Origin of the sequence: Streptomyces sp. NPDC088810, from assembly GCF_044750305.1 — a bacterium.
Classification (GTDB): Bacteria; Actinomycetota; Actinomycetes; order Streptomycetales; family Streptomycetaceae; genus Streptomyces.
In genome coordinates this window covers 132,971-157,643 of record NZ_JBIVJQ010000013.1, presented here as the reverse complement: position 1 = coordinate 157,643, position 24,673 = coordinate 132,971, and the positions used below count along the sequence as shown (strand labels likewise).

Sequence of the window (24,673 nt, the reverse complement as noted above, 5' to 3'; positions counted from 1 at the left end):
GCGCAGCGGCCTGCAGCACCTGCCGAATGAGCCCTGTCGCCCGGGACACGAGAGGGTCCGGCGCCATCAGTAAGGACTGAAGGGGCCAGTCCTCCCTTCGCCGCCTACCGGGAAGAACCGGCAACGACCTGACAACGAGGCTGACTTGACGCACCATCTGTCATCCTGGTGGACAAGCGGGCGGTGGTCGGCCGGCCTGGTCGAGGGTCGCCTGGGACGGGGGCGGCAGTATGTCGAAGGAGAACACGGACCACGCGAACGCCGACGGGTGCGACACCGGCCGTACGGCACAGACATCACGCTCGTCGGGGGCCTCGGCCCGCGCGGCACTTCCCGCGGCGCCCCGGCAATCGGCCGCCTGGGGCTGGTTCCTCACAATCATCGCGTGGCCGACTGGTGCCGTCGGCGCCGCCCTGGCACTCGTGGCCGTACACCACTGGCAGCAGACAAGACTGCCGGAAGGGCCCTTACTCGCCGACGCACACGAGGAGTGGTGGTACCTGGCGGCGGCCCTGGCCGGCGCGGTCGCCGCGGGAGCAGTCCTGGCTGTCGTCTACCGGGCGGTCATTCTGCGCAGACCTCCCACCGGGAACACGTTCGTTCCAGTGCGGCTGTTCCTGGCGATCGCCGCTTTCAACGCGGTCAACAGCAGTTGGCGGGACGACCTCTCGGTGCCCTGGTGGGATTTCGACCTCCTGATTCCCCTGGCCTCGGCATCCGGGTACACGCTCCTGTCCGGCGCCCGGCAACTCGCCGTGCTCGGGCGACAGCACCTTTCCGAGGTCATCCAGTCACCCAGGGACCTGCGAAGCGGTTCCTACTCCCTCTACTTGAGGTCCTTCGAGGACGACCTTCAGCGCACCATGCTGGAGCAGACCGAGCACCGAGCTCCCGGACCGGGCGCCGTGCTGCCGGACTTCCGCCTGTCCGGCCTTACGGAGGAAGAGCAACTCGCCGAGGTGCTCAAGCCCGTGGCACCGATGGTGGCCGTGGGCCGCCCCGGAGAAAGGCTCCCTCTGGTGGGAGCCCGGCGGTTGTACCTGCCGATCGACGACTGGCAGGACACGGTGCGCGACCTGATGCTGCGGGCCCGACTGGTGGTCATCGCGGTCGGTCCCGGTGCCGGACTGCAGTGGGAATTCTCGGAGGCGGTGCGGCTGCTGCCCGCACGGCGCCTCGTACTGCTCGTCCCGGGCCGGGAGACCTACGAGCAGTTTCGCGCCGCGGCCGGCACGGCCCCGGCCGAGGCGGCCCGAAGCCCCACAGGGGATGGCGTCCCTGCTCCCTGGCCACCCCCGGCGCTGCCGCCCTATCCGGAAGGGGAGCCGGCCGACAAGCTCTCGCTGAAGGGCGCGGTCTACTTCGACGACGGCGGGAGCCCGCACTTCGTCTTCTTCGGGAGCGACAAGATTTCGGGAACCAGGCACCGCGACCGGGTGCTGGGGTCGGTGAGAAAAGAACTGGGCCCGGTGCTCGACCGGCTTCCGGCATGGGAGCCCTGGGAGCGCCCGGCGGAGCCGTCGCCCGGTCAACAGGGTTGCGGAGACTGAGCCGAACCCGTTTGGCGGAATCAATCCGGCCGCAACGGGAGTTCGGCCATCATGAACGCATGGCCGGCATCGACGACAGGCTCTGGAACGAGGGCGTCAGCCCGTCGGACTTCTGCGACGCCACCGCCAAGTACCAGGCGGCGATACTGGAGCAGTACAAGCTGTGCGTCGAGATGGCCGACCGGGTCAGTTCCCGGCGCAATCTCACCAACACCTTCTTCCTCACGCTCAACACCGCGGTCGTCGGCGCCCTCGCCGTCGGGTCCGGCGCGGGTTTGCCGCACTCCTCCGCGTGGGTACTGGTGGCAGGACTGCTGATCCTTCTCGCCCAGTGCATGGCCTGGTATGTGATGGTGCGCTCGTACCGGCAACTCAACGCGGCCAAGTACGCGGTGATCGGTGCCTTCGAGGCGTAGCTCCCAGCCTACGCGTACTCGCGGGCGGAGTGGGGCGCGCTCGGCGAGGGCCGCGACTGGCGCACATACATGCCGCTGACGCACGTGGAGCAGTGGGTGCCGGTCGTCTTCGCGCTGTCGTACCTCGTGGCCTTCGGGGCCGTGGTGACGAGGTGACGAGGTGAGCCCACCGTCCGGCGGCAAGGACGGTGCCAGGGCCCTCGGTGGATAGGATCCCTCTGTCGAGGTGAAGGGGACGGTCCATGACAACCATCGCGGTGACCGGCCACATGGATCTGGCCGCGGACAGCGTCCCTGCCATCCGCGCCGCCCTGGACGGGCTGCTCCGGCGGTACGCCCGCGACGGCGCACTCGTCGGCGTCTCGTGCATCGCCGAGGGTTCCGACTCGGTGTTCGCCCAGTCCGTACTGGCCAACGGCGGACGGCTGGTCGCGATCATCCCCTCCCGCGACTACCGCCGTACCGTTGTCGGCCCACGCCACGCGCCCCTCTTCGACCACCTCGTCGAAGCCGCCGACGAGGTCGTGATCATGCCGCACGAGACGGCGGACCGTGCTGCCTACGACGCCGCCAACGCCGCCCTCCTGGAACACGCCGATCGACTCGTGGCCGTCTGGAACGGGGAGCCGCCCAGCGGAAAGGGCGGGGGCACGGCGGACGTGGTCCTCCGGGCACGGGCGCAGGGAATGCCCGTGGACGTGGTGTGGCCGGACGAAGCCCGTCGGACCGGCTGACCGTGAGGCGGGTGGTCAGGCGTCGCATCCACGACTGGGCACGCGTCGAAGTGCGGCCCTGGCACCGACCCGACCGCCGCCACTGGGTGACCGCCCACCGCAGCGTGGCCCGCAGGCCGTGAGCCCCGCTGCCGCAGGAACCGCGCTCCCTTCCGCCGGGCAAGGGGTACGCGCTTCTCCCGTCCTCGGTGGCGAGCCCGTGCCGGCCGGTCCGTCGTACCGCTCGGCAGGGAGCCGGCACGGCGCCGGGTGGAGGGTGGTGCCCGCAAGGGTCGCCCTCGGCGAGCAGAGCGGTCAGGCTGCGTTCCTAGGTGCCGTCGGCTGCCCGGGGCCGTAGCCGGTTGTGCACACCCTTCCATGACCCGCCGCGCTCGGGCAGATCCATCCACGGTGTCCCGGTGCGGTACTTGAACGCCCTCGCGTCGATCAACGGCGCGATCCGCGCCCATGGCTCGCGGGTGATGTCGACGACTTCTCCGAGTACGCGGCAGCTGGTGAGGAACGTGCGGTGGCCTCGTCTATGAGCGTCGTCGATGCCGCCTCCGAACTGGCGCAGCACCGTCAGCGATGAGGGCGACGACGCGCTTGGTGGGGGCATGCGGCACGCGCAGGTTGGTCCGGCAGGTACATCCGGCGTTCCTGCCGGGTGAGGTTGCGGTCCAGGGCTCGGCAGAGCTTGTTGATCGCTGTGCCGGGGGTGGGAAGGGCGACGTTGCTGACCCGTATCGTGCTGTCGTCGCTGATGGAGGTCAGAGCGTGGCTGTCCGGACTGAAAACGAAGGTGCTGACAGCAGAAGTGAGTTCCGAAAACGTGATTCGCTTGCTGCCGGTGGTCGGATCCCACAGTCGTATCGTGCGGTCCTCACCGCCGGTGGCGAGCGTGCGGCCATCCGGGCTGAACCCCACCGCGAGTACAGGGGCGGTGTGCCCGGGGATGCTGCTGCGGTTGCTGCCGGTGGTCGGATCCCACAGTCGTATCGTGCGGTCCTCACCGCCGGTGGCGAGCGTGCGGCCGTCCGGGCTGTACGCCATTGCAAGTACTGCTCCGGTGTGCCCGGTCAGCGCGCGGCCGGGTTCACCGCTTCTTGCGCCCCATAGCCGCACGGTTCCTTCCGCGCTGCCGGTGGCGAGTGTGTGCCCGTCCGGGCTGAATGCCAACGCGGGCACCGCTACCTTTGGTCCGGTCAGGCTGCTGCGAAGACGGCCGGTGGCTACTTCCCAGAGATCGACTCCGCGGGCGAAGCTGCTGGTGGCAAGGACGCGGCCGTCAGGGCTGAACTTCAAGGTGAACGGCTCACCGATGTAGCTGACCAGGCTCTTTTGGAAACGGCCGGTGTCCGCGTCCCACAGCTCGACCCCGCGGGCGGGGCTGCTGGTAGCAAGGATGTGGCCATCAGGGCTCAAGGCCAGCGCGGGAAGTGCACCAGTTTTCCCAGGCCAGGGCAGAGCCGTGCGGAGACGGCCGGTGTCGGCGTCCCACAGCTGCACTGCTTGATGGCCGCTGCTACTGGTGGCTACTGTCCGTCCGTCTGGACTGAACACCATTGAGGCCGCCTTCTTGGAGTGCTCGGAGAAGAGGATCCGGGATTGCTCGGCTGGTGTGTCCCACAACCTGATGGAGCGGTCGGCGCTGCCGGTGGCGAGGGTGCGGCCATCGGGACTGAACGCCATGGCGAGTACCGCGCCGGTGTGTCCGGTCAGGCTGCTGCGGAGGCGGCCGGTGTTCGCGTCCCACAGTCTGACGACGTGATCGTTGCTGCCGGTGGCGAGGGTTCGGCCGTCCGGGCTGAACGCCATGGACGCCACGGGGGCTGTGTACGCGTCCAGGGTCTTACGGCGGTGGCCGGTGTCCGTGTCCCACAGTTCCAGTCCCGTGCCGGCACTACTGGTGGCGAGGGCGTGGCCGTCCGGGCTGAACGCCAGCGCGCTGACCGGGGACGCATGGGATGGCAGGGTTTGACGGCTGCGGCCGGTTCTGGTGTCCCACAGTGTCACTCCGCCGGCGTTGTCGCCGGTGGCGAGGGTGCGGCTATCCGAGCTGAATGCCCACGACATGCTCGAGCCGGCGGGCAGGCTAAAGCGGTGACGGCCGGTGCGGGTGTCCCACAGTGTCAGGCTGTCGGTTCTGTCGCTGGTGGCGAGGGTGTGGCCGTCTGCGCTGAACGCCGCCGGTGAGGTGTCAGAAGCCGTCAGTCGTTTGCGGGCGCGGCCGGTGCGGGTGTCCCACAGTGTCAGGCCGCCGGCTCTGTCGGTGATCGCGACGGTGCGGCCGTCCGGGCTGAACACCGCGGGGACGTAAACGCTGTCTGGGAAGGTCTTGCGAAGCTGGCCGGTAGGGGGTTCCCACAGATGTACTGTGCCGTCGTCGTCGGCGGTCAGCAGACGGCCGTCCGAACGAAACGTCACCGAGACCACGGAGCCGTGGGTGCCGGTGAGACGGTGGCGTAAGGGGATAGTCGTTGCGGCGTAGAGGCTCTCCACGGCCTGTGTGGTGGGGCTGCTGCGGTAGGCGTGGATGGCTAAGAGCGCGGCGAGATCAGAGTTCGTGTTGATGAGCGCGGCGGACTGGGCGGCCAATTGCCGGGACAGGGCAGTCTGCCGTTCAGCGTCGGCCTTCTGCCGCTGCCGGTCGCTGTCCCGACTCTGCTGCCAGGCGAGCAAGCTCGCCGTGACGGCCAGGACCAACAAGACGGACAGCGTCGCGGTGAGGGCGCGCAGTCGCCGCATGGTGCGGACCGCGAGGTGTTCCTCCTGCTCGCGTCCGGTAATGCAAGCGGTGAGGAAGTCCTGCTCCAGATCAGTCAGGTCCTCCGCAGACTCACTCGCAAAGTGCTCTTGCGCGGTGTCAAGGAGGGTACCCCGGTATAGAGCCCCAGCGTCACGACCCAGCTCTTCCCATGCGCGGGCGGCTTCGGTCAGCTTCCGGTGCGCGCGGAGACGTTCGCGGTCGGTCTCTATCCAGCCGCGCAGCCGGGGCCAGGCGGTCAGAAGGGCCTCGTGGGCCAGGTCAACGGCATCGTTGTCGAAGGTGAGCAGGCGCGCGGCGGACAGAGCCTGCAGAACCTGAGGGGTCTCTTGACCGCTGGTGGCCTGCAGCTCAGCACGTTCTGCGGGCCGACGGGTGTCGGGGGTGCCGTCGCCAGGAGTGACCAGGCGCAGCAACAGACGGCGGGCCGTGCCTGCCTCGCTTTCGGTGAAGCGGCTGTAGACATCTTCGGCGGTCTTGGCGATCGCACCGTGCAGGGTGCCGGCGGCTTCGTAGGCGGCCTCGGTCAGGGTGCGTCCGGTGCGGTGGTGCCAAGTCTCCAGCAGCGCGTGCGACAGCATCGGCAGCGCGCCCGGCTCCCCCTCGATTTCGTCCAGCAGTCGGGCAGTCAGAGAGCGCTCCACGACGAGCCCGGACGCGGCGGCCGGTCTGACGATCGCCTGCCGTAGTTCTTCACGGCTCATCTGCCCGACCGGAACGGTGGCGTCCCGCAGCGCCGCGGTGAGGCCTGGGTGTTCCAGGCAGTGTGCGTAGAAGTCCGCCCGAACCGCGGCGACCACGCGCAGCCGGCTGCCAGGGGCGGCGGCGGCCAGTAACCGCTCGATGAAGTCAGTGCGTTCGGTGGTATCCCGGCACAGGGTGAACAGTTCCTCGAACTGATCCACGATCAGCCACGTTTCCGCGTCCGTGTCAGGCACCGGGTTCAGGCGGGACGCGTGGGTGCCCACCGGATGCTCGCCGGGAGTCAGGACGCGGATCGCCGCCGGACGCAGGGCAGAGTCATCGCCTTCGCGGAGCCGGGGAATCAGCCCGGCGCGCAGCAGCGAGGATTTGCCGCTGCCGGACGGGCCGAATACGGCGGTGAAGCGGCGGTTACGGGCCATGTCCACTAGTCGGCCGGTCAACCCCTCACGGCCGAAGAACAGCTTGGCGTGCACCGTCTCGAAGCGGGCCAGGCCGCGATAGGGAGGCGGGTCCGTGGCACCCCCCTCGCCGGACGCAGCCGCTGCCTGTGCGGCCGCCTTGCGCCAGCGCTCCCGCCACTCATCCTCATCCCCGTCGCAGGCGCGCACGTAGGCCAGCAGCACCTCCAAGGAGGGCAGCTTCTGGCCCGCCGCCGCCTGGGACAGCGTGGTGACCGAATACTCCACGCGATGAGCCATGACCCGGTAGGTGAGGCCGCCGGCCTCCTGCCTCAACTTGCGAAGCTCCTGCGCGAACCGCTGCACCGGCCCTGCGGCCGGATCCACCGGCACCTCGCGCCGACCCGCCACACCGCCCCATCTCCCTCAACACCAAGACGCAGACCATCGGCCAACCTACGCAAGGTCACTCCGGGCCGGCAGACCCCATCGAGTCATTGTTCGGCGGCCGAAGAGGGCTGACGAACAAGGCGACGAGCCCTGAAATTAGTGGTGCAAGCCCGGGGATGGGCCACGTACCCGTCCTCGGAGCATGTTCGACGACCGATCGACAGAGCATTAAGCGACGCCTGCGAAGGAATCGGAATGCGGGCGCCGGGGAGCCCACCTCGAAGGTTCATGGAAGGGACACGCAAATGAGGATGTATCGCTATGTGCGGGCAGTCACGCTGGCGGCCGCGGCGTGCATGCTGCCTGTTTCGGTGGCCACTTCCTCGCACGCCGAGGTTCGCCTGGAGGAAGACTTCGGCGTGCTGACCACGCGTAGTTGGTGCGAGGATTACGGGGTCACTGGTGAAGCGGACCCGTGGCAGACACCGGGCTGGGGCTGCTTCGAGCGGACCGGCGACAAGTTCTATGTGAACGTCGGTGATACGACCGACGGCACACCCCGCGTGGAGTGGTGGAACGAGCTGCGGAACAAGTACGGCGAGTGGAAGATCTACCGGCAGGGCTACTGCTACGGCGAGTGGTACCGGGATTCGACCGTTGTGTGCAACAAAGACTTCTACGAGGACAGCACCAGTCCGAACAAGCTCGGAGGCGAGGGCAGCCGGATAGTGTTCTTGTACCGGGATTCCCACGGTCCGTCTGGCAAGCAGGTCGTGCGTAACGACGCCTGACCATCTTGTGCCACCTCGCTTTCACAGGGCCTGACAATAGGACCTGCGCAGCCGGGTAATGGTTTACTCGACCACCCACCGGTAGGTGCCCGGACGGGTGCCGTGACCGCGGTCGGCGAACAGCGAGTCCAGTCTGCGGCCGGGTCAGCCGACCCGGCCGCGGATCGCGTGAGGCGGCCCCGCCTTGGGGGTTCTGGTTGGTGTTGAGGGCGGTGGCCGACGCTGGTGTGTTGTGCATGCGTTGAGAGGAGATGTGAGCAGGTCGGGCAGTGAGGTCAGGGTGTGCGGGCCGGGGTTGTGTGCCGAGCGTGGCTGGGGGCGTTGACGGTACTCGCAGTTCTTCCGGCTCATCGGACTTGCCCCTGCGGGCACGTAGGCCAACGCGCGACCAGCAGGTGGGCAACTGCATGCCGGCCGCTGCCTGTGACAGCGCCGTGAGTGAGGTCTTTCAGCGTTGCCGCTCCAGGGTGAGGATGGCTGCGGAGATTGACGTCATTCGATTCGGGCTGCACCGGCATCGGCGGAAGATGCACCAGGACTTCAAGCGTGCGACGCCACGCTCGACCGGCGCTCGTGCTGCGGACAGTGCTCGGTTGACGGTTTGCTGGGTCGGCGTGAGGTCACGGTTCGGCGGGCGTTTGAGGGGTGTCGTCACCACGGGCCGGCCCCCATGTAGGCGCGGTCGGCGAGGATGGGAACGCCCTGGCGTTCGCAGATCCGGATGATCCGGTGGGCGCGAGCTGCAGTGAGATCGTGCGCGCGGCCGGGCATCGCCGGCGAGATCCACAGCAGCCGCCCGACCGGGTCGGTCACCACCTGCACGTTCACCCCGTGCCGGCGGTGTTGGTGGGAGAAGTCGGCCCGGCTGTCGCCGACCCGGTTGCATTCCGCCAGCGTGCCATCCAGCAGGACGTACTCCGGATCCGTCTCGCGCAGAGCGCGCACCAGGCCCGGTGCGCGGTCGGCGAGCAGGTCGACGACGGCCGCCGTGTAAGCGTGGGCGGTGCCGACGGAAATGCCGAACCCGGCGGCGAGCTGAGCGAGGGTGTCGTGCCCGCGCAGGTACACCAGGCCAACCAGGGCACGCTGATGCGGTGGGAGCTTGCAGCGGCGGTCACCCTCGCGGGTGACGATCAGCATGGTGACCCACTCGACCAGGGCGTGAGGCAGATCGAGTGCGGCAGAATACAGAACCAACGCAGCTCCTGTGCCTGTGGGTTGAGACTTCGAACACCTCCACCAACGGCACGGGAGCCTCGTGCGTTGCGGGCATCGAGCCCGCACCCGATCAGAGGCCACGCTGAAGGACCTCCGTGAGTGACGTTACGGCACTTTGACGCCGCCGCTGCTGGTGCAGCCGCTTCCTCTGGTGGCCGACTGATTCGAGTTTGCCCGACATGGCTCCGGAGGGCCTTTCGGTCCCGGGCGTCTGAGCACGTCACAGGCGCCCGACTGATCGGCGGGACAAGGCTCGTCCACGCACAGTCCACGGACCCGAGGCTAGTCCACGCCAGGAACGATGCTTGGCTCAACAAGATCGGCTCCCCATGCCGTGCTTTGCGAGGGCGTCACGCCATTCTGTTTCTGACCCCATCATGTCGTAGACCGTGTCAACGACGTTCCACGCGTGGTGGGGCATCATCCTGATGGGCACGCGTGCCCGGATTGGCCAGGTAGGTACGATGCCTGCTCGTCTGCAGTCAGGTCGCGATTGACGGACCGACAGATCTTTTGGATCGCCGCGTCGGGCTCGTGCAAGGAAGCGTCCCAAAACCGCACGGTGGTGTCCCCGCTGCCGGTGGCGAGCCAGCGCCCATTGGGACTGAATGCCACCGAGGTCACCGCGTTGGTGTGGCCGGTCAGCGTGGTGCGGAGTTTGCCGGTGGTTACGTCCCACAGCCGCGCTGTGTAGTCGTCGCTGCCGGTGGCGAGGGTGTGTCCGTCGGGGCTGAACGCTACGGACCATACCCTGCTGGTGTGGCCGGTCAGGGTGGCGCGGGACTTCCTGCTGTTCATGTCCCATAGCCGCACGGTTTCGTCGGCGCTGCCGGTGGCGAGGGTGTGTCCGTCGGGGCTGAACGCAACCGACCATACCCGGCCGGTGTGGCCGGTCAGGGTGGCGCGGATTCTTCCGGTGGCCACGTCCCACAGGTGCACTTTATTGTCCTCGCTGCCGGTGGCGAGGGTGCGCCCGTCAGGGCTGAACGCAACGGACCAGATCTCACGAGCGGGACTGGGTCGGAGGGCGCGGGACTTTCTGGTGTTCACGTCCCAAAGCCGCACGGTATCGCCGCCGGTGGCGAGGGTGCGCCCGTCAGGGCTGAACGCGACCGGGCCCACGGCATCGCTGCTCCGCAGGCTGGTGAGGGTTCTTCTGGTTTTCATGTCCCACAGCTGCACGGTGTCGCCGCTGGTGGTGGCGAGGGTGCGCCCGTCAGGACTGAACGCCAGCGACAGCACTCCGTCAGTGTGGCCGGACAGGGCGGCGCGGGTCTTTCTGGTGTTCACGTCCCACAGCTGCACGGTATCGCCGCTGGTGGTGGCGAGGGTGCGCCCGTCAGGACTGAACGCCAGCGACAGCACTGGATCGGTGCCGGTGAGGGGGGCACGGGTACTTCCGGTCGTCATGTCCCACAACCGCACAGTTGTGTCTACGCTCCCAGTGGCGAGGGTGTGTCCGTCGGGGCTGAACGCAACGGACCACACCCCATCGGTGTGGCCGGACAGGATGGCGTGGGACTTTCCGGTGGTCACGTCCCACAACCGCACCGTCTTGTCTTCGCTGGCGGTGGCGAGGGTGCGTCCGTCGGGGCTGAACACCACCGAGAACACTCGCCCGAGGTGGTCTTCTTCCAGGGATGCGCGGGTTCTTCCGGTGCTTACGTCCCACAGCCGCACTGTGGAGTCGTTGCTGGCGGTGGCGATGGTGCGCCCATCCGGGCTGAACGCCACCGAAAGAACGGGATTGGAGTGGCCGGTCAGGGTGCCGTGGGATTTGCCGGTGGTCACGTCCCACAGCCGCACTGTGGAGTCGCTGCTACCTGTGGCGAGGGTGCGCCCGTCGGGGCTGAACACTACCGAATTCACGGGATAGGCGGAGCCGGTCAGGGTGGCGCGGGAGTTACCGGTGGCCGAGTCCCAAAGCCGTACGCGAGTGTCCACGCTGGCTGTGGCGACGGTACGCCCGTCGGGACTGAAGGCAACCGCATTCACGGCATCGGTGTGTCCCATGAGGACAGTACGGGTTCGTCCGGTCGTCACGTCCCACAGCCGCACGGTATTGCCGCTGGTGGCTGCGAGGGTGCGTCCGTCAGGACTGAACGCCACCGACACGGAATCGCCCGTGTGTCCAGTCAATGTGGCGCGGGCTTTTCCGGTGCCCACGTCCCACAGCCGTACCGTTTTGTCCTCGCTGCCGGTGGCGAGGGTGCGTCCGTCCGGGCTGAAAGCCACCGACCCGACCGTGCCGGTGTGGCCCGACAGGCGCTGCTTCAGGGGGACAATTGCAGCGTCTTCGAGGCTCGCGAGGGCCTCGGGAGTGTGGCTGGCGCGGTAGGCCCGGATGGCGAGCAGTGCAGCGAGGTCAGGATTCGTGTTGAGGAGGGTGTCGGACTGGGCGGCCAGCTGCCGTGACAGCGCCGCCTGCCGTTCACCGACTGCCGTCCGCCACTGCCAGAACGCTCCCGCGCCAGCAAGCAGCGCGAGCACCAGCAGTGTGGCCAGCACGGTGATGAGGTGCCTACGCCGCTGGGCGATCGCCTCCTGACGCTGCCGGCTCGCGGAGAGGAAGGCCGCGATGTCGTCCGGCAAACCCCGCCCTCGAGACATGTCCATGCCCTCCGCGAGCGCTGTCCCCGCGAGCAGATCCCCGGGATCGCGCTTGTCGGCCCAGCGAATCTGCCGCTCACGCGTACGGTCGAGCCACTCGTGGAACTGGTGATCCTCACGCACCCAATCCGACAGCTGGCCCCAGTTACGGATGAGGGCGTCATGGATCAGTTCCGCCACCGGCTCACCAGGCGGTGCATCGGGGCGTTGCGGGTCGCGGAACCTCTGCGTGGCGATGATGCGATGGCGGGCGAGAGCGGCGATCACGGTGTCGACGTCACCCTCCCCCTCACCATCACCGACGCTGCCCGGCCCGGCCGCCAGGTCGCGTAGGTCGTCGAGGGGCACCTGCGCGCGGACCGGCGGGATACGGCGGCCGGGGTCGGCCGGGCGCACCAGGGACGTGAGGACGCGCTTCGCGATGTGTCGTTGGCCGGGAGACAGCTCCTGCAGGGCGCTGTCGCACCACGTGGCCAGGCTTCCGCTGACCGCCCCGATGCGCCGGTACGCCTCATGGGTGAGGTGACCGTCCTCCCGGCGGTCCCACAACTGGCTGAGCGTCATCTCCAGCAGCGGCAGGACGGTGACCGATGCCTGGCGGGTCGTCGCCAGTTCGGGGCTGCTGGCCAGTACGTCGCTGATAATCTGCTCGGGCAGCCCTTGCTGGAAGCGGAGTCCCACGTCGTCGGCGGGCAGCACGATGATGTCGTGCAGGTCGCGCTGGCTCAGCGCGCCCGGCACGTTGAGCAGCCCGGGTGTCGCGGCCTCCAGCAACTTAGCAGCGTGGGCGGCGAGTTGGGGATAGAAGTCGTCCCGCACGACGAGGATCACGCTGAGCCGACCGTGCTCCCCGGCCGCCGCGGTGATGTCGTCGACGACGGCCAGGAAGTCCTGCCGTCGGCCATGGGTGCTCTGGACCAGAAGCTCTTCGAACTGGTCGATGACCAGCAGGACGCGCTGGTAGTCGGGCTCGCTGGCTAGCTTGCGGGCGACCGCCGCCGTGATCCCATCCCGCGCCGCCCCGGGTAGCCCGGCGCGCTCGATCTCCGTCGGCAGATCCTGTCGGGGCCGGGCCAGCACCGGCAGCCACCGGTCGCTCCCCGGCACCTCCCCCTTCGCCAGTGCCCGCAGCACACCCGCCTGGATCAACGACGACTTGCCCGACCCGGACGGCCCCAGCAGCAGCGTCAGCCGTCGCCCCAAGGCCAGGTTCGCCACGACCTGCTGTACCGCGTCGCCTCGCCCCTGGAACCAGCGGGCGTGCTCCGCGGTGAACGGCTCCAGCCCCCGGTACGGACACACCTCCTGCGCCGCCAGCTCCGGCTGGACTTCCCGCAGGACCTCGGTCGGGGTGGCGTACGCGATGCCCAGTCCCCGCCACCACGCGTCGGGCGCTGTGATCTCGGTGAGCATACCGACGACCAGGCCGGTCACCTCGTCCATGACAGGCCCGCCGCTGAACCCGGTGGTGAGGTCGTTGGCGTCGGTCAGCTGAAGATGCGCGCTCCTGCCGGGCGAGGCCGACAGCAGATCAGCCACCTTGCCGATGCCCCAGTGCCCGTCCGGCGGAGCTTGGGCCGCAAAGCCGAACGACCGGACCCGATGCCCGCTGCGTCCCGCGGCGGAGCCCAGCGGCAACACCCGTGCACCCGGCGGCGTTTCACTCAGCCGGATGAAGGCGACGTCCTCGTCTTCGGGAGCACGCCACTCCTCGACGCTCCCCTCCAGCCCGTCGGCACCCGCCACACGGGGGAAGGTCAGCAGCACCCGCTCCCCAGGCCCGGACCCTGCCGCCCGGACTACGTGCGCACACGTGACCAGGACGTCCTCGGCCACCAGGAATCCCGCCCCCGCCACGCTCCCGTCCGGCCCGAGGATCTGTGCCACCGAGCTGGGCAGATCCGACGGCATGCCGTCGTCCGCCCATCCCCCGGCGCTAGCCACCGTCGCCCTTCCACGACACCGTCACCTGCAGATGGCCGGCGGCCCTGCCCTTGGTGATCACCGCGCCGGCCTCGACCGCGAGATCCACGCCGAACTCGACCGTGATCTGATCGGGCCGCACCTTGCTCAGCTGATCGAGGGCCGCCTGCGCTGCCTCCGTGATCGGCTCCAGAGCGCCCTGCAGAGTGCCTGGGACCTCCCGGACGACGTCCCCGAGGCGCCCGGCCTTCACCGGCCCCGCCACACCGGCCGGTGCCTCGACCAGGACGGAGCCACCGCCCTCCAGTGGAATCCGAGTCAGGGATGTCAAGGTGCCTCCTCTGTTGCTCCCCGACGTGTACCAGGGATTCCCGGCCAGCATCGACCACGCTTGGCATATGCCGCAGCTCGAACTAGGGCCATACGAAGCAGGTGCATGACCTTTCTGGTCCTGACCACATGGGAATATTTCTACGAACACTGACCTATAGTCATCTCAACATAGGTCAAACTGACATTTCCTCCTTTAGTGGTCAGCTTATCGATCCCATTGTCGGGCCTTTCCATGCTCCAGGTTTCCGTGTATGACTCAGGGAGGGGTTGCTCCTCTTCTTTTTCCAGTGCCTCTTTAGGTGAATATGTGATTTTTTTCCCCTGGACTTCGAACTCCCCGACCTCGGTATAGTTTCCTTCCTTGTATACGTAAGTCGAATCGGATTCAAATTCTGCATAGTGGGTCTTGTCTTCGGTAATCCAGCTGCCCATCAGTTCGCCGGGAAGTGTAACGGGTTGCGCCTCCGCGGCAACCTCACCACTCATGGCGATGAGAGCAAAGCTCAAGAGAGTAGCACCCGTACTGTTGCGTATGGCTTTTGGTAGTTGGATCCCGACGTCGTGCATGGCTACTCCATAGCAGTGGGGGCCAGGAGGTCTCTTTTCCGCTATTCTGCACCCTTGCGGCGCACTCTTGCATCTCGATCTTCTGTTTCGCTTTCGGCGCGGTGACAGCTTCGGGAGTTATGACCCAGTTCACGATTTAGATGTAAATCACTCAACTGTTTACTTCACATTTTTATGGAGCGACAACGCTGAAAGACCTCACTGTGTGGTCCGTTGTTACCGATAGAGCATTGATCAACACCGCAACATGTGAATGTCGAACGGATCCGGAGTACGTCCTGCTGGATGGCACGCTGGCGGAATGCGACCGGGTCGGCGACAGCCGGGCCGACTTCTCCCACCAACACCGCCGGCACGGGGTGAACGTGCAGGTGGTGACCGACCCGGTCGGGCGGCGGCTGTGGATCTCGCCGGCTATGCCCGGCCGCGCGCACGATCTCAGCAGCTCTCGCCCACCGGATCATCCGGATTTGCGAACGCCAGGGCGTTCCCATCCTCGCCGACCGCGCCTACATGGGGGCCGACCCGTGGGTGACGACACCCCTCAAACGCCTGCCGAACCGTGACCTCACGCCGACCCAGCAAACCGTCAACCGAGCACTGTCCGCAGCACGAGCGCCGGTCGAGCGTGGCGTCGCACGCAGCCATCCTCACCCTGGAGCGGCAAAGCTGAAAGACCTCAGTGAGCACCCGGCCCGCTGCACCAGCGACCGGTAGGTGGATCCCGCCAGCTCCGCCCGCAGCTTGCGTAACTCGAACGCGCTGCACCGGCCCCGCCCCCGGACGTACCGGCGCTTCGCGGCGCCCCGCCAACCCCACCCCCGGCACGCCATGCCACCCACCAGGTCGGCGGCCACGCTAAGCAACGCGCTCTACCTTTCGGAAACGAGCCCGCATTGTTTGACCGCCTGAACAGGCTGCCAAACAATGCGTCTCCGACCGAACCTGGTGGCGCAGCACCGCAGAACACGATGATCAACCCATGTCACTCAGGGGAGGTTCAGTGTGAAAAGGGAGAACAAGCAGAGGATCGCGCGCAGATGGGCGCTTGTCGCGACCAGTGGCACGCTGGCACTGTCGGGATTGTTCGCCTCTGCAGGAACCGCTCAGGCAGCCACCGCATGGAACGCGACGGGCACCCAAGCCGATGTAGTGGGGGCCTGGGCGCATGGCGACTACTGGATCGACACGCGTTCATACACCAGCTATGCGACGGTGACCATCACCGACTCGAAGGCGGACCACGCCAGCGCTCGCGTCTACTTTCACTGGCGTTGGACCTGGGGAGGGACCAGCGGGGACTACGGACCGCTCACCGCCTCCGGGTACCAGACCGAAAAGACGGAGACGTACCACATGGACCGAGACTCCCTCGACACTTGGCAACCCTTCGAAGTGAAGGAATGCCGAGTCGACAACGGACGGGAAGTCGATTGCGGTGACTGGGACGTTCCGAAGCCGTATAACTGATACGAGCGTGTCTCACAGTCCGTGGTCCGCAGTAGTGCCCCGCTTGGCCAGCGTCCACGGGCGCTGGTGCTCTGAGCCGGAGATTCGTCGGCAGTAGGCCGCGACCTTGTCGATGATCTCGTCGGCGGTCTTCGCTCAGACGAACGGCCTGGGGTACTTGTTCCAATCGGCGACCCAGCCACGGATGTCGCGTTCGGGCCTGGAGGGAGCGGCGGACACCGCGCTTGAGTTTCTTCTGCGTGAGCTCGGTGAACCACCGCTCCACCAGGTTCAGCCAGGACGAACTCGTGGATTGATGCAGGTGGAAGCGTGCTCGACAAACGATGCATCGAGCGTCATATGGTAGCGCCCCGCGTAGTGAGCCGGGTCGGAGTACCACAGCCACTGCCCATCGGTCAGCAGGCGCAGGCCAGCGATGAACGCGTCAGCAGGCGATCACGGCGGAGGATGCCGACGGCCGGTCGTACGTGCGCAGGCGACAAAGAAGCTGGCGGAGCTGGGACTGGCGGAGACGAACGGTGCCTCCCCGCCCGAAGGCCGGCACCGGCGCGATGGCGGTCAAGGCCCGGTTCGGTCCGCACGGCGTCGCGGTGACGGACATGCAGAAAGACGGTCTTGCTCCCGAGCTGCCACATCCAGTTCCACAATCGGCGTTCCACGGTGCACGTGACCCCGTGGTGGGTAGTCTCGTACGGGACCTCGCCGGGCGGAATCCGGTGTAGTCGTCGCGTCCCGTCGGGGGAGGGGATGACCCCATGTCCGGAACGAAGCCACGCACTTTCCACGGGGAAACCGGAACGCGGGCCGTCGTCCTGCGGCTGTGGCGCAACATCGGCTGCTTCGGGCTTTTCAATCTCGCGCTGCTGCTGTTCATCGGTGTGCTGGTCGCCGACGGCGGCCCCGTCGTCCTGCCGTTACTGGTATTGACGCTTTTCACGGTCGGCGTGCTCAGGATGGTGTGGCTGCTGCGCTTCACCCTGCGTATCCGCATCAAGGAGATCGGCGACGTCGTACCGGACCTGGTCGCCTCCGGCGCGCGGTACTGCCTGATTTTGCGCCCGTTCGGGTCCGCCGGGCACATCATCGTGCGCAGCGGCAGGGGACGGCGGTCCCTGGCCCTGGGCGGGATGAAGGTCACCTCCACCATGGAGCAGGTGATCTCCAGAGCCTGGTCCGACGCATACGCCTCCGAGGCGTACGCGGTGGTCGACCCCGGGCTCGCCCTGGCCCCCGGCGGCCTCGTCTACATGCGGGCCGAGCACACCGCGTGGAAGGAACCGGTCGGCCGGCTCATCGAGGCCGCCCACTCGATCGTCCTGATCCTGCCGCCGCACCAGGAGATCCGCACGTCCACGTGGTGGGAGGTCCGCAAGATCATGGAACTCCAGCGCCTGGAGCGGCTCACCGTGGTGCTGCCCCCGTACGACGTGAAGGGAAGCGGGCACGCGCAGGCGAGAAGAGAGCTGTGCAAGCTCCTTGCGGTGGTGGAGGACCCGCTGTGCCTCGCCCACCTGGCCGAGGGCACCGATCCCGTCATCAACAGCGAACGTGTCGACTACTACGCCCGGGAACTGCTGCCGGCCAAGACGCTGGGCGTGCACTTCTTCAGGAATCAGGGCGGCGTCTTCCAGCACCGGCACGACGGGCCCGTGATGTTCAGCTTCAGCACGGGGGTCGACCGCAAGTCCCTGATTCTGCGCAGGAACAGCAAGGTCAGCGAATCCACCTATCGGCCGCTGCTGCTCGCTGCCTACCGGTCGGATGCGGAAGAACCGACCCAAAGGAGGCTTTGGGTGACGAAGCCTCGCACGACCGCGGATTGACCCGAGTGGTCAACGAGCAGTCCCACTTGTGGTGGCACAAGGCTGACCAGCACTTCGTTGTCAGCCGCGTGTCAGCAAGACTACGGGGATCTCCCGGGTGGTCCGTTCCTCGTACGCCGCGTACTCCGGCATAGCCGACACCATCAGGCGCCGCAGGTGTGGACGTTCCACCGCAGTGGCGGGGCGAGCGCGTGCGGCGAAGGTCTGCCTGCCCACCTGCACGACAACGGCCGGGTCGGCGAGCAAGTTGAGGTACCAGGCCGGGTGGCGGTCCGCCCCGCGGTTGGAGGCCGCCACAACGTAGCGGTCCCCATCGCGTTCGTAGACGAGTGCCGTGCGGCGCAGATTGCCGGTTCTCCGGCCCCGGGTCGTCAGCAGCAGGTCGTTCACCCCTGGTCGTGGTCGGCCGCCGGTCTCCTCGAATCGGCGGATGTGCTCGGCGACCCAGGCGTGCGGGCTGTCATGGACCTCGGTCATCACGCCTCCCGGACGCTGAAGGCCGCGCTGTGGTGCCGGGGCGTTTCGATCTCATCGAGCAGCGCGATCGCAAAATCCGCGTACGTCATCCGGCTGGCCGGGTCGCCGTGATCGGCGAGCCGGTACCGGCCGGTGGGCGTGCCGTCATGGTCGAAATCGCCCGCGGGGGCCACGTACGCCCAATCGAGATCGCAGGTGCGAAGCTCAGCAAGGCCCGCCGCGTGGCCGAGATAGAAGGGGCGGTATTCGTTCGGGTATCCGGGCTCGTCCATCAGCGGAGCACCCGATGCTCCGGGCATGATCGATGCGAGGCCGACCACTACCAGGCGGCGCACGTCCGCCTTCGTCAGACCGGTGGTCAGGGCGCGGGACGACGCGGTGAAGAAGTCGCGCGGTGGCACGGACAGGTCCACGGCGGCGCTGATGGCGGCGTCATGTCCGGCGGCCGCGTGTTCGACGCTTCCCACGTCGGTGACATCTCCCGCCACCACCCGCACGTCCGTCAGGTCGCCGTGGCCGGCGGGGTCGCGCACCACTGCGGTGACCTGGTGGCCACGCCGGCGTGCCTCGGCGACAGCCTGTCGGCCGGCCCGGCCGCCGGCCCCGAAGACCACAATATTCATGACGAACCGCCCCTCAGGAGGACCGGGGCCGTGCGCCCCGGCCGGTTCCGCGAAGCTATCGGGGGCCGCGGTTACCACTGGGATACCGGCTAGGGTGAGGGCATGAGGGAACCCCTGCCCGCCGACATGTTCGACGAGCTGTGCCCATCCGCGCTCAATCCGATCCGCTTCGGCGACAAGTGGGCGGCGCTCATCATCCGCTGCCTCGAGCACGGACCGCGCCGGTTCTCCGAGCTGCGCGTGCCGCTGAGCCGCGTCACCCCCAAGGTCCTCACCCAGTCGTTGCGGTCCCTCGAACGGGACGGTCTGGTCAAGCGCACCGTCTATGCCCAGGCCACCCCGCATGTCGAGTACGAGCTCACCGCGCTGGGCCGCAGCATGCTCGGACCGATGGCGGTCGTGTGTGCCTGGGTGGAGGAGCACTGGGACGAACTGCTCGACGCCCGCGAGTCGTATGACAAGGGCACCCGCCTCGACCATGTCGGATGATGCGGCGTAATCAAGGCCAGCCGATGAACACCCACTCCGTCATCCGCGTTGTGCCTATCTGGTGAGTGCGCCTGGCTCGTTCAGCCGAGCCGGCTTGCCGGGGTTGGCTACCGCGTGGATTCGGGTGACCCGTCCACCTGCCACGACGAAGCTGACTGCGGCCAGTTGGCCGTCGGTCTCGACCAGGCCTGCCGGAGCGCCGTTGAGCCGGACGGAGGAGACCACCCGGTTGGGCGCGCGAGCAGGGCGGCGACCAGCCCGGCTCCGTGGACGGGGGCCGCAGTGGCGCTCGCGACTCGCCGCCGTCGGCGATCAGCACTACGGCGGGGGCCAGGACGTCGATCAGGTCCTGCACCTGCCCGGTTCGCAGAGCGGCCAGGAACTCCTGCACGACCGCCTGCCGTTCGAAGCGGTCCGCCTGCACCCTGGGCGTCGGGCCGACACGTGCTCGCCGGGCTCGTCGTGCCATTTGCCGGACCGCGGCCGCGGACCTACCCACGGCTTCGGCGATCTCACCGTAGGGCACGTCGAAGACCTCGCGGAGTACAAACACCGCGCGCTCCGTGGGTTTGAGTGTCTCCAGCACGGCCAGCATCGCGATCGAGACACTCTCGGCGAGTTCGATGTCGTCGGCGATGTCCGGGGTGGTAAGCAGCGGTTCGGGCAGCCACTCGCCGACGTAGTCCTCGCGGCTGCGTGACAGCGTCCGCAGCCGGTTGAGGGCTTGGCGGGTGGTGAGTTGGACGAGGTACGCGCGCGGGTTGCGGACCTGCGATCGGTCGACGTCGGCCCATCGCAGCCAGGATTCCCGGACCACGTCCTCCGCATCGGCCGCGGAGCCGAGCATCTCGTACGCGACGGTGAACAGCAGGCTGCGGTGGGTGAAGAACGGGTCGGTGGTCATACCGTCGATGCCGCACCTGTATTCGCGGGGCCCGTGGCCAGCGGGATCTCGCAGGCGTCGGACCGTCATGGAGTGTGCTCGGTCGGCGCCTCCGGCGCCTTGGGCGCGGCCGAGGAGGCGCCGGAGGCGCGTCGCCGGTCCCGTCGGTGACGTCCGCGGCGACGGCGGCCCGACCCGACTCCGAGTGCTCTCTTCCGGTAGAGCACGCCCATGACTCCGCACTCTCGTTGGACAGGAGTAACCCGGACGGAGGGACGTGCAGCGCCGACCCGCAGCTCCCTCAGGAGTTCCTGGCCTCGCCGGACGTACCGATGAAGCAGCCATTGGTCGAGTTTGCTGTTGGCCGTCAGCGGCGGGCGCCCGGGAGCGGCGCCGCTCGGACGGTCAGACGGCTGCCCCTCCCGCGTTCGGTGTCGGCCCGGCGGCGATGGAGAAGCCTAGGGCGAGGCCGTCGCCGGCGGCGTGCGCCGATGTGAGCGCGACCCCGTGGGGCAGCGCGCTGACGGTCACGGTCCTGGGAGTGAGCTCGTCGTGGAGTGCGGAGGCGGCCGGCAGCTCGGCGAGGTCGTCGACGGCCGCGCTTCGGCCGAGGATGCTCACGGTGGTGGGCGTGATGGTGATGGCGTGTGTGGTGGTGGACAGCGTCGCCCGCACGGTGACCGGCAGGCCCAGGCGGCCGACGCTCCCTGTGAGGATCAGGTCGCCGGCCTTGCCGCCGGCCCTCAGGCCGTTGCCCGTGGCGCCCAGGCGCCGGGTCACCTGGTCGTATCCCACCATGGCCGTTGCGGTGCCGCCGGCGCTGTAGCCGTTGGTCGTCACGTCCTTCAATCGGATGGTCACATCCAGCACGGCGTCCTGACGGTGTACACCTTCCGCGGTCACGTCGACGTCTCCGACCTCCCCTCCCAGGGTGCGCAGCCCCGCGAGGGGGGTGGTGAGGTCGGCGTGTACCGGGCCGTCCGGCTTCAGCCTGCGCGCGGCCTGGGCGACGATCCGCTCCTTGGCGCGGTGCTCGGCCAGGAGGTCGGTCGCGCTGGTGAGCGCGGCCAGGGTCGCCGCGGTGACGGCCAGGATGAGGCGGGTCTTTTTGCGGGGGGTCGGTCTCACGTGGTCGCTGCTCCGGGTCGGTCGGCGTTTTGGCGGTCAGGCGTGCAGGTGCGGGAGGGCCCGGTCGAGCCGGCGGGGCAGCCACCAGTTCACCCGCCCGATGAGGAACATGGCGGACGGCACCAGGATCAGGCGGACCACCGTGGCGTCGATGATCACGCTGATGGCCAGTCCCAGGGCGAGCATCTTCACGACCACGGTCGGTGAGGCGGTGAAGGACAGGAACACCGCGGTCATGATGAGTGCGGCAGCGGAGATCACGCGCGCCGTCGCGGACAGCCCCTCTGCCACGGCGAGGCGGTTGTCGCCGGTGCGGTGCCAGGCCTCGGCGATCCGGGACAGCAGGAAGATCTCGTAGTCCATGGACAGCCCGAAGACGATCGCGAACATCATCATCGGCACGTACGACTCGATGGGCACCGGCTCCGAGAGCCCCAGCAGCGAGTCGCCCCACCCCCACTGGAAGACCGCGACGAGCACGCCGTAGGACGCGGCCGTGGTGCACAGGTTGAGCACGACGGCCTTGAGCGGGATCACCAGGCTGCGGAAGACGGTCATGAGCAGCAGGAAGGCGAGGACCAGGACGATGCCGATGACGATGGGCAGCCGTGCCCCGATCGTGTCCCGGAAGTCGGTCTGGCCGGCCACGGTGCCGGTGAGATAGGCATGGGCACCCGTGCCGTGCAGAGCCTTGGGCAGTGTCCGCCCGGAGAGGGTGGCGAGCAGGTCGCCGGTGTCGGCGTCCTGCGGGCCGGTGGTCGGGGTGAGCGTGGTGACGAGGATCCTCCCGTCGGCGCTCGCCTTCACAGGCGTGAAGGCGGCCACGCCGTGGGTGGCTCTCAGGGCCGTGGTCAGGTCGCCCGTGATCCGGTCGACGGCCGACTTCGCGCCGCTCACGTCGACAACGGTGACGATCGGGCCGTTCGCCCCCGCTCCGAAGCCCTGCCCGTCGGCGTGCGCGATCCAGTCGTAGGCGGTTCGGGTGCTGCTGCCGGGCCGGTCGGCACCGGCGTCGACATGGCCGAGGCGCATGGACAGCAGGGGCAGCGAGCACACGCCGAGGACGGCGACGCCGACGGCGAGGAACGTCCAGGGACGCCGGGCGACGAGGTCCGCGTAGCGGTTCCGGCCGTCGCCGGCCGTCGTGCCCTCGGCGACCGGGCGGCGCAGGTGGAACCGGTCGATGCGCCTGCCCACCAGCCCCAGGGCCGCCGGCACGAGGGTGAGCGCGGCAGCGGCGGTGACGACGACGGCGAGGGTGGCCGCGAGGCCGATCTTGCCGATGAAGGTCAGGCCGCAGGCGTAGAGGCTGAGCATGGCGACGGCCACGGTCAGAGCGGCGACGAGGACGGCGCGTCCGCTGGTGTGCGCGGTGCGGGCCGCGGCGTCGACCGGGTCGCGTCCGTCGATGAGGTCCTGGCGGAAGCGCGTTGTCAGAAAGAGGGCGTAGTCGATGCCGACGCCCAGGCCGATCATGCCGGCAAGGGTGGTGGCCGAGGTCGCGAAGGAGAGGGCGGCGGCGACGATGCCCACGATGCCGAGGCCGACCCCGACGCCGATCAGCGCGGTGATCAGCGGCAGCAGCGTGGCGAGGACACTGCCGAAGGCCAGCAGCAGGATGACGAGGGCGGCGACGACGCCAACGCCCTCGCTCAGCTTGTCGTCGGCCGGTGGACGGACCACCTGGTCCAGATCGCCGCCGTAGGCGACGCCGAGCCCCGCCGCCCGGGCGGGGCCGGTCGCCTTGTCCAGTCGCCCGGTGTAGTCGTGGCCGAGGGTCTTCAGCTGCACGTCGAAGGAGATTGCGGCGTACGCGGTGCGTCCGTCGGCGCTGGTCACGGGCGCGGAGACGTCGGCGACGTGCGGCAGATCGCGCAGCTCGGCCAGGGTCCGATCGAGTGCCGACCGCTGGTCGGCCACGCTGCCGGAGTCGGTGTGGAACACGACCTTGCCCCCCGGCCTGCCCGCTTCGGGCATCGAGGTGGCAAGGAGATCTGTGCCGGTGTGGGAGGCGGTGCCGGGCAGGCTGACCTGGTCGCTGAAGGTGGGCGCGGCGAGATGCCGTCCTGCCAGGGCGGCGACGAGGACCAGCAGCCAGACGGCGATCACCGCTGCCGGGTGCCGGGCGCAGAACCCGCCCAGGCGACCGGGTCCGCGGCGAGCCACGGTGGAGTCCGTCGCCGGACGGGCGGCGGTGTGCGCCCCGATCGGCGCGGGTGGGTGCTGCGGAGGATGGGCCACCTGGCCTCCTAGGAAAGTGTCACGAGTGACACGAACTCTAGGAGGAAGTGTCGTGAATGACAATTGTCACTGGTGACATTTGCTGCTGCGACGATGCTGCGGCAGCGCTCCCGACCGCAAGAGGACGATGGGGGGAGGGATAGGTGTAGCGGAGCGGTGCAAGGAAGGGGATGGCGGCAGTGGATCTTGTACTGCGCCCGGGCACCGCGGAGAATGCCGGAGAATGCGGCAGGATCTGTTACGAGGCCTTCGCCGGGCTCGCCCGTGAACATGAATTTCCTCCCGACATACCCAGCCCCGAGGTGGGTGTCGCGCTGATCGGGGCGTTCCTGACCCACCCAGGGTTCTACAGCGTCGTCGCCGAGCTCGACGGACGGATTGTGGGGAGCAATTTCCTCGACGAGCGCTCGCCCGTCGTCGGGGTCGGGCCCCTCACCATCGACCCCGCTGTGCAGAACCGAGGCGTGGGCCGCCGGCTGATGCGTGACGTGCTGGACCGATCCGCCGAGCGCAGAGTGCCGGGAATCCGGCTGCTGCAAAGCGGGTACCACACCCGATCGTTCTCGCTGTATGCCAGCCTCGGCTTCGTGTTCAGGGAGACGCTGGCATGTATGCAGGGCCCGGCCATCTTGCGCGCAGTGCCTGGGCACACCGTTCGGGAGGCCAGGGATGCGGACATCGCCGCCTGTAACGAAGTGTGCCGTCGGATACACGGCGTCGACCGTGGTGGCGAGGTCACCGACGCGCTTGAACAAGGCACGGCACGTGTCGTCGAGCGCGAGGGGCGTATCACCGGTTACGCCACGGATCTGGCGTTCTTCGCGCACGCGGTGGCCGAGACCACTCCTGACCTGCAGGCCCTGATCGCCTCGGCTCCTGCCTTCGGCGGCCCCGGCCTCCTGGTGCCCGCCAGCAACAGCCTGCTGGTGCGATGGGGCCTTGCGAACGGTCTCAAGGTGGTGCAGCTGATGAGCTTGATGACCATCGGCCTCTACAACGAGCCCGCCGGGGCGTACCTGCCATCGATCCTCTACTGAGGGGCCCTGGTGCGGCCCGTCCGGCCCACGAACTGGGGCCCGCACGGCCCACCGGCGCGTACCGCGCACGCCGCCAACGGGCGCGCCGACGAGACGAGGCGGGTTGGTGGGCGCGATCAGC

At 68.3% G+C, this 24,673-nt stretch carries 17 protein-coding genes and 4 pseudogenes; 9 read left to right on the top strand and 12 right to left on the bottom strand.

Annotation, left to right across the window (positions count from 1 at the left end; all coding sequences use genetic code 11):
• Window positions 1-230: 230 nt before the first annotated feature.
• The 3 genes from ACIP4Y_RS32725 (at window position 231) to ACIP4Y_RS32715 (ending at window position 2,700) form a co-directional block, all read left to right on the top strand.
• Window positions 231-1,550, top strand: coding sequence for a hypothetical protein (locus tag ACIP4Y_RS32725; RefSeq protein ID WP_401399389.1), 1,320 nt, complete (start codon window positions 231-233; stop codon window positions 1,548-1,550).
• A 59-nt stretch (window positions 1,551-1,609) separates the two neighbouring features.
• On the top strand, window positions 1,610-1,966 hold the full coding sequence (locus ACIP4Y_RS32720) for a hypothetical protein (RefSeq protein ID WP_401399387.1): 357 nt from the start codon (window positions 1,610-1,612) through the stop codon (window positions 1,964-1,966).
• 242 nt (window positions 1,967-2,208) lie between these two features.
• The gene (locus tag ACIP4Y_RS32715) at window positions 2,209-2,700 is read left to right on the top strand and encodes a hypothetical protein (protein ID WP_401399385.1); all 492 of its coding nucleotides are present in this window, start codon (window positions 2,209-2,211) and stop codon (window positions 2,698-2,700) included.
• Window positions 2,701-3,007: 307 nt separating this feature from the next.
• Here the strand turns inward: ACIP4Y_RS32715 and ACIP4Y_RS32710 are convergent, their stop codons facing one another.
• Window positions 3,008-3,259, bottom strand: a complete 252-nt coding sequence (locus tag ACIP4Y_RS32710; protein WP_401399384.1) for a hypothetical protein — start codon at window positions 3,257-3,259, stop codon at window positions 3,008-3,010.
• 2 nt (window positions 3,260-3,261) lie between these two features.
• Window positions 3,262-6,960, bottom strand: a complete 3,699-nt coding sequence (locus ACIP4Y_RS32705) for a helix-turn-helix domain-containing protein (protein ID WP_401399382.1) — start codon at window positions 6,958-6,960, stop codon at window positions 3,262-3,264.
• A gap of 290 nt (window positions 6,961-7,250) precedes the next feature.
• Between ACIP4Y_RS32705 and ACIP4Y_RS32700 the strand changes: the two genes are divergently transcribed.
• Entirely contained in the window at window positions 7,251-7,730 is a 480-nt protein-coding gene (locus ACIP4Y_RS32700) for a hypothetical protein (protein ID WP_401399379.1), read from the top strand.
• A gap of 448 nt (window positions 7,731-8,178) precedes the next feature.
• Here ACIP4Y_RS32700 and ACIP4Y_RS32695 read toward each other — a convergent pair.
• The 4 genes and pseudogenes from ACIP4Y_RS32695 to ACIP4Y_RS32680 form a co-directional block, all read right to left on the bottom strand.
• A pseudogene (locus ACIP4Y_RS32695) lies at window positions 8,179-8,927 on the bottom strand (transposase family protein).
• 441 nt (window positions 8,928-9,368) lie between these two features.
• Window positions 9,369-13,469, bottom strand: coding sequence for a trypsin-like peptidase domain-containing protein (locus ACIP4Y_RS32690; RefSeq protein WP_401399377.1), 4,101 nt, complete (start codon window positions 13,467-13,469; stop codon window positions 9,369-9,371).
• Between the two features lie 25 nt (window positions 13,470-13,494).
• Window positions 13,495-13,812 carry a CU044_2847 family protein gene (locus ACIP4Y_RS32685; RefSeq protein ID WP_401399375.1) on the bottom strand — a complete coding sequence of 106 codons (318 nt, stop codon included), beginning with the start codon at window positions 13,810-13,812 and terminating at the stop codon, window positions 13,495-13,497.
• A gap of 140 nt (window positions 13,813-13,952) precedes the next feature.
• On the bottom strand, window positions 13,953-14,381 hold the full coding sequence (locus ACIP4Y_RS32680; RefSeq protein WP_401399374.1) for a hypothetical protein: 429 nt from the start codon (window positions 14,379-14,381) through the stop codon (window positions 13,953-13,955).
• A 263-nt stretch (window positions 14,382-14,644) separates the two neighbouring features.
• Between ACIP4Y_RS32680 and ACIP4Y_RS32675 the strand changes: the two are divergent.
• Together ACIP4Y_RS32675 and ACIP4Y_RS32670 are read left to right on the top strand one after the other, a co-directional pair.
• A pseudogene (locus ACIP4Y_RS32675) lies at window positions 14,645-15,023 on the top strand (transposase family protein); the annotation flags it as partial.
• A gap of 363 nt (window positions 15,024-15,386) precedes the next feature.
• Window positions 15,387-15,851, top strand: coding sequence for a hypothetical protein (locus ACIP4Y_RS32670; RefSeq protein ID WP_401399574.1), 465 nt, complete (start codon window positions 15,387-15,389; stop codon window positions 15,849-15,851).
• 202 nt (window positions 15,852-16,053) lie between these two features.
• Here ACIP4Y_RS32670 and ACIP4Y_RS32665 read toward each other — a convergent pair.
• Window positions 16,054-16,161, bottom strand: a pseudogene (locus ACIP4Y_RS32665) (IS630 family transposase); the annotation flags it as partial.
• A gap of 445 nt (window positions 16,162-16,606) precedes the next feature.
• Here ACIP4Y_RS32665 and ACIP4Y_RS32660 point away from each other — a divergent pair.
• Entirely contained in the window at window positions 16,607-17,674 is a 1,068-nt protein-coding gene (locus ACIP4Y_RS32660; RefSeq protein ID WP_401399372.1) for a hypothetical protein, read from the top strand.
• 60 nt (window positions 17,675-17,734) lie between these two features.
• On the opposite strand, the gene ACIP4Y_RS32655 is transcribed toward ACIP4Y_RS32660, so the two are convergent.
• Window positions 17,735-18,151 (bottom strand): nitroreductase family deazaflavin-dependent oxidoreductase, encoded by a 417-nt coding sequence (locus ACIP4Y_RS32655; RefSeq protein WP_401399565.1) that lies wholly within the window; start codon window positions 18,149-18,151, stop codon window positions 17,735-17,737.
• Window positions 18,151-18,774 carry an NAD(P)-dependent oxidoreductase gene (locus ACIP4Y_RS32650; RefSeq protein ID WP_401399370.1) on the bottom strand — a complete coding sequence of 208 codons (624 nt, stop codon included), beginning with the start codon at window positions 18,772-18,774 and terminating at the stop codon, window positions 18,151-18,153. The genes ACIP4Y_RS32655 and ACIP4Y_RS32650 overlap by 1 nt, the downstream gene beginning before the upstream one ends.
• Before the next feature lie 102 nt (window positions 18,775-18,876).
• On the opposite strand from ACIP4Y_RS32650, the gene ACIP4Y_RS32645 reads away from it, so the two are divergent.
• Complete coding sequence (locus tag ACIP4Y_RS32645; protein ID WP_401399368.1) at window positions 18,877-19,263, top strand: winged helix-turn-helix transcriptional regulator; 387 nt, start codon at window positions 18,877-18,879, stop codon at window positions 19,261-19,263.
• 54 nt (window positions 19,264-19,317) lie between these two features.
• Here ACIP4Y_RS32645 and ACIP4Y_RS32640 read toward each other — a convergent pair.
• From ACIP4Y_RS32640 to ACIP4Y_RS32630, 3 genes and pseudogenes are all read right to left on the bottom strand, one after another.
• Window positions 19,318-20,167, bottom strand: a pseudogene (locus tag ACIP4Y_RS32640) (sigma-70 family RNA polymerase sigma factor).
• A 384-nt stretch (window positions 20,168-20,551) separates the two neighbouring features.
• Window positions 20,552-21,274 carry an LmeA family phospholipid-binding protein gene (locus tag ACIP4Y_RS32635; RefSeq protein WP_401399366.1) on the bottom strand — a complete coding sequence of 241 codons (723 nt, stop codon included), beginning with the start codon at window positions 21,272-21,274 and terminating at the stop codon, window positions 20,552-20,554.
• A 36-nt stretch (window positions 21,275-21,310) separates the two neighbouring features.
• Entirely contained in the window at window positions 21,311-23,515 is a 2,205-nt protein-coding gene (locus ACIP4Y_RS32630) for an MMPL family transporter (protein ID WP_401399364.1), read from the bottom strand.
• Between the two features lie 170 nt (window positions 23,516-23,685).
• Here ACIP4Y_RS32630 and ACIP4Y_RS32625 point away from each other — a divergent pair, with 170 nt between their 5' ends.
• On the top strand, window positions 23,686-24,552 hold the full coding sequence (locus tag ACIP4Y_RS32625; RefSeq protein ID WP_401399362.1) for a GNAT family N-acetyltransferase: 867 nt from the start codon (window positions 23,686-23,688) through the stop codon (window positions 24,550-24,552).
• Window positions 24,553-24,673: the final 121 nt, after the last annotated feature.